This is a genomic window from Bradyrhizobium sp. S3.7.6, assembly GCF_054061875.1.
Genome location: NZ_JBSSEQ010000001.1, coordinates 7,158,205 through 7,170,380, shown reverse-complemented (window position 1 = coordinate 7,170,380; position 12,176 = coordinate 7,158,205). Strand labels below are relative to the sequence as shown.

Sequence of the window (12,176 nt, the reverse complement as noted above, 5' to 3'; positions counted from 1 at the left end):
GTTTCGATCAGTTCTTGCGCGGGACGGATGCATTCGCATTCTCTTCCGCATAGTTCTGCGGGAAGGCGAGCGCGCTCGTCGACGACGCCGGCTTGGCCAGCTTGTCGTCGTCGGCAGCCGCCTTGGTCGCGGTCCTGGCGGCGTCATCGAGCAGCTTCTCGACGCGCACCAGGACGTCGGCGCCGCGCTTGGTCAGCACGGGCGGCGGGCCGGGCTTGGTCTCCAGCACCTTCGGCGCCGCATTGGCCTGCGCTGCCGTCGGCTGCGGCGGCAGCTTCTGGCCCATGCCGATGCCGGGGATTTCCCGGACCTCGACGCCCTGATGCGCGGTGACCATGATGTCGTGCCAGGTCTGCGCCGGCAGCGAGCCGCCGGTCATGCGGTTGGTCGGCGAATAGTCGTCATTGCCGTACCACACCGCGCAGGTGAAATTGCCGGTGTAGCCGACGAACCAGGCGTCGCGATACGCATTGGTCGTGCCGGTCTTGCCGGCGGTCGGAATGCCGTCGAGCGCGGCGCGGCGCGCGGTGCCTTCGCTGACGACGTGGCTCATCATGCCGGCCATGTCGGCGGCAACGGAGGCCGGGATCGCCTGCCGCGGCTTCGGACCGTCGCGGTCCCAGCGCCAGACCGGATCACCGGCACCGGTGCGCACTTCCAGCACCGAATGCGGCGTCACCGCCTTGCCGCGGTTGGGGAAGGTGGCGTAGGCGACGGCGTGCTCGATCACGGTGACTTCGTCCGAGCCGATCGGCAGCGACGGCGTGTCGGGCAGCGGCGCCTTGAGGCCGAAGCGGCGGGCGACCTCGACGATCTTGGCGCGGCCGAGCTTGGCCGGGTTCGGCGCCTTCGGCTGTTCCTTCTGGCCGATCGCGATCGACAGCTTGACCGGCACGACGTTGATCGAGCGCGTGATCGCCTGCGTCAGCGTCACCGAGCCGGAATAGGAATGGCCATAGTTCTGCGGACACCAATTGCCGATGCAGACCGGACCGTCGACCACGATCGAGTTTGGCGTGAAGCCGTTGAGGAGCGCGGTGGTGTAGACGTAAGGCTTGAACGACGAGCCGGGCTGGCGGTAGGCGTCGGTGGCGCGGTTGAACTGGCTGGCACCATAGTCGCGGCCGCCGACCATGGCGCGGATGCCGCCGTCGAGATCGGAGACGACGGTCGCGGCCTGCGTCGCGTGATAATCGCGGCCGAACTGGCGCAGCTGGTTCTCGATGGCGTCTTCCGCGGCCTTCTGCACGTTGGTGTCGATCGCGAGGCGCACCACGAAGACGCGCTCGGTGTAGGATTTCGGGAAGGTGTCGACCAGCTTGCGCATCTCGTCGAAGGCGTAGTCGAGATAGTAGTTCGGCGAGGCCTCGTCGCGGCGATCGACCGCGAAGGCCGGGTTGCGGCGGGCGCCGAACACCTGGCCCTCGGTCATGAAGCCGGCGTCGACGAGGTTGTCGAGCACGACGTTGGCGCGGGCACGCGCCGCGGGCAGGTTGATGTGGGGCGCGTATTTGGTCGGCGCCTTGAACAGGCCGGCGAGCATCGCGGCTTCGGCCAGCGTCACGTCGCGCGCGGATTTGTTGAAGTAGAAGTGGGCTGCGCCGTCGACGCCAAAAGTGCCGCCGCCCATATAGGCGCGGTCGAGATAGAGCTTGAGGATCTCGTTCTTGGTCAGGCGCCATTCCAGCCAGACCGCCAGGAAGGCCTCGTTGACCTTGCGCTCGATGGTGCGCTCGTTGCTCAAGAACAGGTTCTTGGCGAGCTGCTGGGTGATCGAGGAGCCGCCCTGGCGGACGCCGCCGGCCTGGGCGTTGGTGACGAGCGCGCGCGCGGTGCCGGCGATGTCGATGCCGAAATGCTCGTAGAAGCGGCGGTCTTCGGTGGCGAGCGTCGCCTTGATCAGCACGTCCGGAAAGTCTTCCAGCGGGATCGAGTCGTTGTGCTTGATGCCGCGGCTGCCGATCGGGTTGCCGTAGCGGTCGAGGAACGACACCGCCAGGTCGGACTTCTTCAGCCAGTCCTCGTCCGCGGTCTCGCGGAAGGCGGGGATGGCGAGGGTGAGCATCACGACCAGGCCGCCGAGGCCCAGCGTCGCGGCCTCCGACAGCGGCTCGATGAAAACCCAGCGCTTCCACCGCCCGACATAGAAGCGGTCCATGAAGGTCGAGTAGCGCTCGTAGAGCTCGCGGATGCCCTTGGCGGAGGAGAACAGCGAGGAATCGATGCGCGCGTCGAGATCCAGAAAGAAATTCCGGATGCGGCTCTTCCAGTTGGATGGTGTGTTCTGGACCACCTAGAACCCTTGAGGCTCGGTTCGACAGCGTTCAGGCACCCGGCCGGGCGGCACCGAGACGTCTTGAGGGAATGTTACGGCAAACCCAAGGCGCCGGTTCGCGTCCGAGGGGACTTGCTGTTCCTTCTAGCCGAGCAGGGCCCATAAACCAATGGTCAGGCTCGCGATTTTGAACAACAGGCCTAATTGACCCCGGTTCATTACGGGCCTCAATTGGGCGTTGCTTGCAGCGTCCCGGCCGCACGCCGTAGATGAACGAGCCGTAGCTCTTTCGAACCCTTGTTGAGGCGCATGACCGCAGCTCCCAAACGACCTTCAGGCCAGGAAGGATTCTTCTGGAAAACCAAGACGTTGGAAGAGCTGTCGACGGCCGAATGGGAGAGCCTGTGCGACGGCTGCGGCCGCTGCTGCCTGAACAAGCTCGAGGACGAGGATACCGGCGACATCTATTTCACCCATGTCGGCTGCAAGCTGCTCGATGCCGGGACCTGCGGCTGCAAAGACTATCCGAATCGCTCCGCCAAGGTTCCCGACTGCGTCCGCCTGACCCCGGCCAATGTCCGCACCCTGAACTGGCTGCCGCCGAGCTGCGGCTACAAGCTGGTCGCGGAAGGGCGCGACCTCTATTGGTGGCATCCGCTGGTCTCGGGCGATCCCAACACCGTTCATGAAGCCGGCGTCTCCGTCCGCGGCCGGGTCGAGGGCAGCGAGGAGGAGATCCCGGACGAGGAGCTCGAGGACCACATCGTGCAATGGCCGGCGCAGCTGCCGAAACGGGCACGCCTGAAGCGACGTCCGAAGGACTGACCCGCCTGCGACGTCGAATCACGTCATCGCGATGACCCCGCGGCGGGATGCACCCATGCGCCGCGGTGCCTGCCTGAGAAGAACTTTCCTCTCTACATTGCCTGCATAGAACGAATCCTTCGCGGCGTTTGCGCCGCTTCACGGCTTCCGATCGAGATGAACAAGTTCGACCGGCAGAGCAGTTCTGCCGACATTCAGGCGTTGCCTGACGACATTGCCGAAGAGCTGTCCCGCCTTCCCAGCGAGGTCTTGAGCGTCGACGACGCGCCTTCGCTCGCGCCGCCGGCGCCGTTGTCGCAGGACGAGGTCCGGACCATCGTGATCAGCCTGATGCTGACGATGTTCCTGGCTGCGCTTGACCAGACCATCGTCGCGACCGCGCTGCCGACCATCGGGCGCCAGTTTCACGACGTCTCCAATCTCTCCTGGGTCATCACCGCCTATCTGCTCGCCTCGACCGCGGTCGCACCGGTGTTCGGGACGCTGAGCGATATCTACGGCCGCCGCGTGATGATCATCATTTCGCTCAGCCTGTTCGTCGCCGGCTCCGTGCTGTGCGCGATCGCGCCGAACATGCCGATGCTGATTCTGGCGCGCGGCCTTCAGGGCCTCGGCGGCGGCGGCATCATGCCTGTCGTGCAGACCGTGATCTCCGACATCGTCTCCCCGCGCGAGCGCGGCCAGTACCAGGCCTATTTCTCCAGCGTCTGGATGGTCGGCGGCATTTTGGGCCCGGTCATCGGCGGCGTGTTCGCCGAGCATCTGCACTGGTCGATGATCTTCTGGATCAATCTGCCGCTCGCGGCCGCCGCCATCGCGATGCTGCTGCCGAAGATGAAGAAGATCCCGGTGTTCCACCGCAAGCGCAAGGTCGACTGGCTCGGCGGCGTGCTGCTGATGGCCTCTGCGGTCGTCTTCATGCTGGTGCTGACCTGGGGCGGCACGCGCTATCCGTGGCTCTCGCCGACCGTGCTTGCGATGGTGGGCGGCGCCGTCGCGCTCGCGGTCACCTTCGTGTGGCACGCGCGGCGGGCCGACGAGCCGTTCCTGCCGTTGAAGCTATTGACGGGTTCGGTGGCGCCTTTCGCCATGACAGCCGGTGGCTGCGGGCTCGGTGCGATCACGGGCCTCACCGTGCAGCTGCCGCTCTATTACGAGTCGGTCTACCATCTCAGTGCCAGCGAGGCGGGCCTTGCGCTGATTCCGCTCGCGGCAGTCTCGACCTGCGGTGCGGCGATTGCCGGCCGTACCATGGCGCGCGCAAAGCACTACAAGCGCGTTGCCATCATCGGCACGTCCTGGGCCGCGCTGTGCGGCCTCGCCCTCACGGTCACCACCTTGCCGCTGTGGGGCTTGCTGATGCTGATGGCCGCGTTTGCGCTCGGCCTCGGCACGACCTTCCCGGTCTGCGTGGTCTCGCTGCAGAATTCGGTCGCGCGCCCGCAAGTCGGCACCATCACCGGCGCGATGAACTTCTTCCGCTCGCTGATGTCCTCGTTCACGGTCGCGGCGTTCGCGGCGATCCTGCTGATCGCGCTCGGCGCCGACGTTCCGCTGGCCGGTGAGCATCATGCCGTGGGCAACATCCCCGCGATTCCCGCCGAGGATATGAGGCACGCGTTCCGCTACGTCTTCGGTGCCGCCACCGCGCTGATGACCACCGCCTCGCTCTGCCTGATCATGATGGAGGAGCGGCCACTCGCCGGCCCCTCCGTCACGCAGCAGGTGGAGATGGCGGAGTAGGGGTTAGCCGCCGCGATCGGGATCGTCGTCGGCATCACCTGCGCTCGTCTTTCGCGCCTTCGCCGCAAGCTGTTCCTTGAGACGCGCGAGTGCTTCGGCGGACCAATCATTGACATCTGTCACCGCGACCCAGGCATCGACGTAATGCTCGGGCGCGTAGACATGGCCAAAGCCCATCGGCGTCGCGGTCGCGACCGCCATGTCGAGGGCGAGCTGCAGCATCGTCACGATGGGATACCAACGCAGCTCCGGTGATACGTCCGGCCCGCGCGGCGCATTCATCCAGTCCGGCGCCCGATAGGCGTCGCGGTAGGCGAAGAACGTGATCGCGTCGCTGGCATATTGCAGATAAACGACGCGCATCGGCCCCCAGGGCCTATCCGGCGGCACCGTCGGCCCGTTCTGGTTCATGAAGCGGACGAGGCGGCCGTCGCGGAATTCCGGGAGCCAGGCCGGCGATCCTGGATTGCGGTTCGCGGTGACCGATCGCCAGATGCGGCTCTCGAATGGCGCCCCGCTCCACAGCGCGCCGCCAATGGGATCCCCGATCGTCTCGAACAGCTCCGCGGATTTCTCCGAGTTCATGGCGCCGAGGCTCAGTCCATGCAGATACAGCTTCGGCCGCTTGTCCTTCGGCAGCGTCGTCCAGTAGCCGTAGATTTCCGCGAACAGTGCGCGCGACGCTTCCGCGCCGTATTCGGGCTGAAACAGCAGCGACAGCGGACTGTTGAGATAGGAATACTGCATCGCGACGCTCGCGACATCGCCATGGTGGAGATATTCGACCGTATCCATCGCGGCCGGATCGATCCAGCCCGTGCCGGTCGGCGTGATGACGATCAGGATTTTGCGGTCGAAGCCGTGTTGGCGCTTGAGCTCCTCGAGCGCAAGCCTGGCGCGCGCTTGCGCGGTGTTGCGGCTCCCGAGCCCGACATAGACGCGCACGGGATTCTGCGCAGGCCTTTCCGTGACGGCGCTGATCTCGGCTGCGGCCGGGCCTGAGGCAATGAACCGGCGCCCCATGCGCCCGAGCTCGGTCCACTTCACCAGCGATGCCGGGCTTCCCGTCCGACCGGGATCGGTCGGCTGCGGCCGCTCGGGCTCGAACAGAACATCGAGTTCGCGGAAGGAGGAATCGAGTGCGTTGAACGCCGTGCGGATCAGGACATTGCTGGCGATCGACCAGAACAGCAGGGCTGCGACGAGCACGCCGATCACGTTCGCGACCTTCCGCGGAACGAGGCGTCGTGTGCGCGCGGCGAGAAAGCGGGCGACAAGCGCGAACAGCCGCCCCAGCGCCAGCAGCAAGACGAACGTGATCAGGGCGATGACGCAGACCTTGAGCGGATGGGCGGTCTCCAACGGCGCCATCTTCATCACGGCGCGGATCGAGTTCTGCCATTCGGCCGTGCGCCAAAGGAAGACGATGACGACGAGCAAGCAGACGGCTGCGGCCAGTGCATTCGCAATTGATCTTGCGCGCGCCGAAGGTTCGGGCAGTTCGAGATAGTGCCACAGCCGGCGCCACAGGATTCCGGTGAAATAGCCGATCGCAAAGCAGCCGCCGGCGAGGGCACCTTGCGTGAGATAGCTGCGCGGGATCAGCGTCGGCGTCAGCGCGGCAGCGAAGAACAGCGCACCCAGCATGAGGCCGACGCCGGACAGCGACAGCAATTGTCGCCGAATGAACCGAGCTGGATTCATGAAAGCACCTCCCGAGCCACGCTATCCTCCGGTCGTGTCCGGAAAGCTGCTCTTTCGCGGCAACAGGATCGTGAACTCCGTGAACGCGCCGGGCTCTGTCGTGACGTCGATCGTGCCGCCGTGCTGCTTCACGATGATGTCGTGGCTCATCGACAGCCCGAGACCGGTACCTTCGCCGGCCGGCTTGGTGGTGAAGAACGGATTAAACATCTTCGCCTTCACGTCTTCCGGAATGCCGGTGCCGTTGTCGCGGATGCGGATCTCGATGCTGTCGCCGCGGTCGCGGGTCGCGGCGATCACCACCGGCTCGTAACCGGCGGCGCCGCTGCCCATCTGGCGCCTGGTCACCGCATAGAACCCGTTCGAGATCAGGTTCAAAAGCACCCGGGAAATCTCCTGCGGAAACACCTCCGCCGAACCTGCCGCCGGGTCGAGCTCGCTCTTCATCGTCACGTCGAAGAGCGGCTTCTCGGCACGCGCGCCGTGATAGGCGAGGTTGAGGCTCTCCTCGACCAGGGCGTTGATGTCGCTCAGCCGGTGCTCGCCGCCGCCCTCGCGCGAATGCAGCAGCATGTTCTTGACGATGGAATCGGCCCGCCTTCCGTGCTGCACGATCTTTCCAAGATTGTCTCTCAGCAGCCCCGTCAGCTCGTCGACCTCCGCGCGCAGATCGTCGGCGAGCGGGACGGGCGCAAGCACCTCGTTCAGCTCGTCGGTCAGCTCGGCCGAGAGCGATGCAAAATTGTTGACGAAGTTGAGCGGGTTCTTGATCTCGTGCGCAATTCCGGCGGTGAGCTGGCCGAGCGAGGCCAGCTTTTCGGTCTGGACCAGGCGGTCTTGCGCCGCGCGCAAATCGTCGAGCGATCTGGCGAGCTCCCGCGTGCGGTCCTGCACCTCGTTGAACAGGCGGGTGTTCTCGACCGCGATCACGGCCTGGTCGGCAAAGGTCTTGAGCAGGCTGATCGCCTTGTCCGGGAAAGGCCCGGCCTCGCGGCGCGTCACGCCGATGGTTCCGATCGCAATGCCGTCGCGCAGCATCGGAATCACGAGGATGCTGCGATAGCCTCGCGTCCGCGCCAGCTCCCGCATCGCCTCCGTGAGGTCGGGCTCGTTCTGCATGTCGCTGCGGAAGGCGTATTCACCACTCGTCGCCACCCGGCTGTGAATGCCCGATGCCGCAAGCGGCGCCGGGAACGAGCTACGCAGCTCCGCGTTGCCGGCCTCGTTGTCGGTGGTGAAGGCGGCCAGATGCAGCATGCCGTTGAAGACGCGGGTGACGGTGGAGGAATGTCCGCCGACCAGCGCCTTGGCACTGTCGGAGATGGCCTGGAACACCGGCGTGACGTCGGCCGGCGAGGCCGCGATCACCTTGAGGATGTCGGCGGTCGCGGTCTGCCGTTCCAGCGCTTCCCTGGTGGCGTTGAACAGGCTGACATTCTTGACCGCGATCACCGCCTGGTCGGCGAAGGTCTGCAGCAGCCGCACATGATGCTCGGCGAATGTGCCGGTCGTCCGCCGCGTGGCGATGATGACGCCTTTGGCCTCGCCCTCGCTCATCAGCGGCGTGAACAGCATGCTGCGAAAGCCGCGGGCGCGCGCGATGTCGCGTGCCGCCGGCTCGAGCTCGGTATCCGGCAGCTGCGCCGATTCACCATGGGCCGTGAGCTGGTACGCCGGGAACTGCGCGAACGGCACCGGAAACGAGGCCTGGAGCACGCGGTCGCCGGCTGGATCGCCCGGCGTGAATGCCACGAGGTGCGCGGCGCCGTCGACATAGCGCAGCACGGCGGTGGAGAAGCCGCCGATCAGCCGGTTGGCGTTGGCGGCGACGGCGTCGAACACCGGCTGCACGTCGGAGGGCGAACTCGCCAGCACTTTCAGAATGTCGGCGGTCGCGGTCTGCCGTTCCAGTGATTCCCGCGTCTCGTTGAACAGGCGCGCGTTCTCGATCGCGATCGCGGCCTGGTCGGCAAAGCTCTGTTGCAGCGCCATCTCGTCATCGGTGAAGGGCGCGAGGCGGTCGCGGTAGACGATCAGCGCGCCGATCGCCTTCCCTTCAAGCCGCAGCGGCGAGCCGGACATCGAACGCGTGCCGGCGGCGCGAGCGTGAGGCATGCCGGGCCAGTCGGCGATGGCCGGATCGACATTGTCGAGATCGGGGACATGAACCTGCCGGTTCTCGGCCACGATGGTGCCGGGCATGTTGCGGCCGCCGATCTTGAGCTGGGCGAGCGGCACGCCGGCGCCGACGCGCATGGAGCTGTCACCGACACGGATCACCCTGGACCACCCGTCGCCTTCCGCAATGTGAATGGTGGCGCTCGGCGCGCCGAACAGATGCATGGTCGCTTCCGCGATCTGTTGCAGCGAGCCCTCAGCATCGCCCGAGGAGTTGGCGATGGTGCGCAGGATCTCCATGCTGGCGTTCTGGCGGTCGCGCGCAATGGCAAGCTCGGCCTGCAGGCGGGCATTCTCGGCCGCTTGGGATCGCAATTGCCGTTCGAGCTCGGCGGCCTTGTCCTGGGGAGGCGCGGTCATTGATAATCCGGCTAAGCGCCGCGACGTACGCGGTACCAAGCCCGATTATCACATCTCCTGCGGCCGGAGCCAGCGCCCACAGCCTTGTGGCCGCCTCAAGTCCCTGGCCGCGACACCTCGGTCTCCTTGCTGGTGATGAACTCCAGCAGCACCGGCACGCCTTCCTTCGTCTTCTGGATGCCGCGCTTGATCGCGGGGATGATGTCCTCCGGCCTCGTCACCCGCTCGCCATGACCGCCAAAGGCGCGCGCCATCGCGGCATAGTCGCCGGAAATGTCGGTCGAGCGATATTTCTCGGTCGAGATCGGCATCACCTTCAACTCGATCGCCATCGAGAAATTGTTGAGCAGGATCGACATGATCGGGATGCGCTCGCGCACCGCGGTCTCGAAATCCATACCGGTGAACCCGATGGCGGCGTCGCCCCAGACATTGATGCAGAGCTTGTCGGGCTTTGCGAGTTTTGCGCCCATCGCGAGCCCAAGGCCGTAGCCGAGCTGCGTCGTCTTGCCCCAGCCGAGATAGGTGAGGGGCTCGACCGCCTTCCAGAACGGCGAGAGCTGGTCGCGCGGACTGCCGGCATCATGGGTGATGATGGTGTTCTTGATGTCGACGGTGTGCTGGAGGTCCCAGAGCACGCGATAGGGGCTGAGCGGCGCGTCATTGCTGGTGAGTTTTGGCATCCATTTCGCCAGCCACTCCTTGTGCGAAGCGGCGATCTCGGCAGCGATCGCTGATGCATCGCGATCCTTCGTGACGGTCTTGCCGGTCTCCTCCAGCAGCGCATCGAGCACGAGGCCGGCATCGCCGACGAGGCCGACCTTGGCTTCCACATCCTTGTTGAGATGGTTCGGATCGAGCGTGGAGTGGATGATGGTCTTGCCCTTGGGCATCGCGATGCCGAAACTGGTTTCCGTGAACGAGCAGCCGATGCCGAAGATCACGTCGGCCTCAGCGAGGAATTTCGGGACCGCGCGCGGCACCGCGAGGCCGCCCGAGCCGAGCGACAGAGGATGCGTTTCCGGGAACGATGATTTGCCCCCTAGGCTGGTGGTGACGGGAATGGCGAGCCGCTCGGCGAGCCGCTTCAGTTGCGGCCAGGCCTGCGCGTAGTGCACGCCCTGGCCGGCATAGATCACGGGGCGCTTCGCGTTGACGAGCAGGGCTGCCGCCTCCTTCACATGAACGGGATCGGCGCCGTAGCGCGTGCGCAGCACCGGCGTGTAGTTCAGCGGCTCCGGCACCTCCTCGTTCCACATGTCGGCGGGGATCTCGACAATGACGGGCCCACCGCGGCCGTTCTTGAGCTTGGTGAAGGCACGGCGAAAAATGTTGGTGACCTCGGACGCTAAAATGATCGGCTCGGACGATTTCGAAAACGGCTTCATCGCCTCGCTGGAATTGAAGTTCGGCTCGATATGCGCGAGCCGGCGCTGATAGCCCATCGGCAGCACCAGCACGGGCACGGATTCGCCATAGCATTGCGCAACGCCGCCCATTGCGTTCTCGGCGCCCGGCCCGTGCTGCATGCAGAAGGCGCCGATCGAACGCCCCGACGTCACCCGCGAGATCGCGTCCGCCATATGCACCCCGACGCGTTCCTGCCGCACCATCACGGGCCGGATCTCGGCCTTGGCCGCGTGCTCGATCAGATGGTTGACCGGATAGCCGCAGAGGATTTCGATCCCCTCGCGCTTCATGATTTCCGCAATGGCGGTGCCGAGCTTCATGGCGTCTCTCTCCTCAGGCTTGGCCGGTTGCTCCGGCCGATTGGGGAGAGAGGATCAGGAATTTACAGAAGGGTAAAGCACGGGTGGGCGACGGTCGCGGTAGGTCAGCCATGCAGCGAGCTGCCGTAGCCCGGACGGAGCGACTTGTCCGCCGTAGCTCGAAGAGCGAGGGCGGAAGCGCAATCCGGGCTACAAACGTCCTACTTGCAGTTTTTGCAGATCGTCAGCTTTCGTTTCAACGCCTCATCTTCCTGATCGATCGATGACTGGCCGCCGAGGCCATTTGTATCGGGATTGGACGTGGAATTGGACTTGGCGCCCTTTGCTGCGCGTGACCTCACAGGCGGCGTCACCTGGCTTGAGGCGTCGTTGTCGTCGACGGTGCCTACGCTGAAGCCATCGTAGTCGGCGGCCGGATTAGGCATCGGCGGAGGCCCGCCGATCACAGGGGGCGAAGCCTCCCTGCCGGATGTCGCCGGCGGAATTCTGGAAGTTTTGGCGCTCGCGCGCGGTGGCGATGCATTGGGCGGGGCAAGCGAAACCGGAGGCGCGACCGAAGTCTGTCCTCTCGCGCTGTCGTGCGACCATGCGCCGACAAACATGAGGCTGAGAGCCAAGACCGTCGCGCTTCTCATCCGCATCCTTCAAACAGCTCTGGTCCAATGATTGAGCATGGCCCGTCGAACCACGCCGGGCCGAAGACTATCAGGACTCAAAAGGCCGTCAAAGCGCGGGAGCGCGAGGATGTGGTTGCTCGAAGGACGTTGCGTAGCGTCCGGGACACGATTTTGAGTGCTTTACGGGCCACCCACCGTCATTGCGAGCGCAGCGAGGTAATCCAGAATTCCTCCGCGGGAGGACTCTGGATTGCTTCGCTGCGCTCGCAATGACGAGATCGCGGAGGGAGCATGCGCCGACGGCCGCGCCCGAGCCGGCGCGTGCAGGGACGTCGCCTCAGGCCAGGGCGGCCGTTACGAGGCGGCCGTTACTTCAGCGACGAGCTGATCGAGTTGAACTTGTTGTTGAGGAGCTGGCTGCCCGTGTTGTTCACGACGGTCACGATCGCCAGTGCAATGCCGGCGGCAATCAGGCCGTATTCGATGGCGGTTGCGCCAGTCTCATCGGCAAGGAAAGACCTAAGCAAAGTCATTGCCAACTCCTCTTCATCCGATCCAATGTGTGGCAGCGTCGTTTTCGGACTGGTAAATAGATCGAATAGATTTTTCTGCGCGACGGAAGAATGAAGCCCGGGCGGCCGCGCCTCCGTCACATACGATGGCATCCATTAAATTAAGGTTCCATCGATCCATCCAAATGGATTCAAATCGACCGCCCTCCGCAAGGACGCGCGGAAGCCGCGG

At 65.2% G+C, this 12,176-nt stretch carries 7 protein-coding genes and 1 pseudogene; 2 read left to right on the top strand and 6 right to left on the bottom strand.

What is annotated here, in order from left to right:
- Positions 1-7: 7 nt before the first annotated feature.
- Positions 8-2,293, bottom strand: coding sequence for a transglycosylase domain-containing protein (locus ACVJ5M_RS34835; protein ID WP_071915626.1), 2,286 nt, complete (start codon positions 2,291-2,293; stop codon positions 8-10).
- 291 nt (positions 2,294-2,584) lie between these two features.
- Between ACVJ5M_RS34835 and ACVJ5M_RS34830 the strand changes: the two genes are divergently transcribed.
- Together ACVJ5M_RS34830 and ACVJ5M_RS34825 are read left to right on the top strand one after the other, a co-directional pair.
- Positions 2,585-3,100 carry a YcgN family cysteine cluster protein gene (locus tag ACVJ5M_RS34830; RefSeq protein WP_014496718.1) on the top strand — a complete coding sequence of 172 codons (516 nt, stop codon included), beginning with the start codon at positions 2,585-2,587 and terminating at the stop codon, positions 3,098-3,100.
- Positions 3,101-3,256: 156 nt separating this feature from the next.
- The gene (locus tag ACVJ5M_RS34825) at positions 3,257-4,843 is read left to right on the top strand and encodes an MDR family MFS transporter (protein ID WP_063984556.1); all 1,587 of its coding nucleotides are present in this window, start codon (positions 3,257-3,259) and stop codon (positions 4,841-4,843) included.
- A 3-nt stretch (positions 4,844-4,846) separates the two neighbouring features.
- On the opposite strand, the gene ACVJ5M_RS34820 is transcribed toward ACVJ5M_RS34825, so the two are convergent.
- The 5 genes and pseudogenes from ACVJ5M_RS34820 to ACVJ5M_RS34800 form a co-directional block, all read right to left on the bottom strand.
- On the bottom strand, positions 4,847-6,547 hold the full coding sequence (locus ACVJ5M_RS34820; RefSeq protein WP_063984555.1) for an alpha/beta hydrolase: 1,701 nt from the start codon (positions 6,545-6,547) through the stop codon (positions 4,847-4,849).
- Between the two features lie 21 nt (positions 6,548-6,568).
- Entirely contained in the window at positions 6,569-9,085 is a 2,517-nt protein-coding gene (locus ACVJ5M_RS34815; protein WP_063984554.1) for a GAF domain-containing protein, read from the bottom strand.
- A gap of 95 nt (positions 9,086-9,180) precedes the next feature.
- Positions 9,181-10,824 (bottom strand): annotated as a pseudogene (locus ACVJ5M_RS34810) (thiamine pyrophosphate-requiring protein); the annotation flags it as partial.
- A 191-nt stretch (positions 10,825-11,015) separates the two neighbouring features.
- Positions 11,016-11,450, bottom strand: coding sequence for a hypothetical protein (locus ACVJ5M_RS34805; protein WP_231144432.1), 435 nt, complete (start codon positions 11,448-11,450; stop codon positions 11,016-11,018).
- Positions 11,451-11,800: 350 nt separating this feature from the next.
- On the bottom strand, positions 11,801-11,965 hold the full coding sequence (locus tag ACVJ5M_RS34800; protein ID WP_014496710.1) for a Flp family type IVb pilin: 165 nt from the start codon (positions 11,963-11,965) through the stop codon (positions 11,801-11,803).
- Positions 11,966-12,176 lie beyond the last annotated feature (211 nt).

What these genes read in the sequence shown, in the direction of transcription:
- ACVJ5M_RS34805 (WP_231144432.1), bottom strand. Translation starts at nt 11,450, where the DNA reads ATGAGAAGCGCGACGGTCTTGGCTCTCAGCCTCATGTTTGTCGGCGCA.
- ACVJ5M_RS34830 (WP_014496718.1), top strand. Translation starts at nt 2,585, where the DNA reads ATGACCGCAGCTCCCAAACGACCTTCAGGCCAGGAAGGATTCTTCTGG.
- ACVJ5M_RS34825 (WP_063984556.1), top strand. Translation starts at nt 3,257, where the DNA reads ATGAACAAGTTCGACCGGCAGAGCAGTTCTGCCGACATTCAGGCGTTG.
- ACVJ5M_RS34800 (WP_014496710.1), bottom strand. Translation starts at nt 11,965, where the DNA reads ATGACTTTGCTTAGGTCTTTCCTTGCCGATGAGACTGGCGCAACCGCC.
- ACVJ5M_RS34820 (WP_063984555.1), bottom strand. Translation starts at nt 6,547, where the DNA reads ATGAATCCAGCTCGGTTCATTCGGCGACAATTGCTGTCGCTGTCCGGC.
- ACVJ5M_RS34815 (WP_063984554.1), bottom strand. Translation starts at nt 9,085, where the DNA reads ATGACCGCGCCTCCCCAGGACAAGGCCGCCGAGCTCGAACGGCAATTG.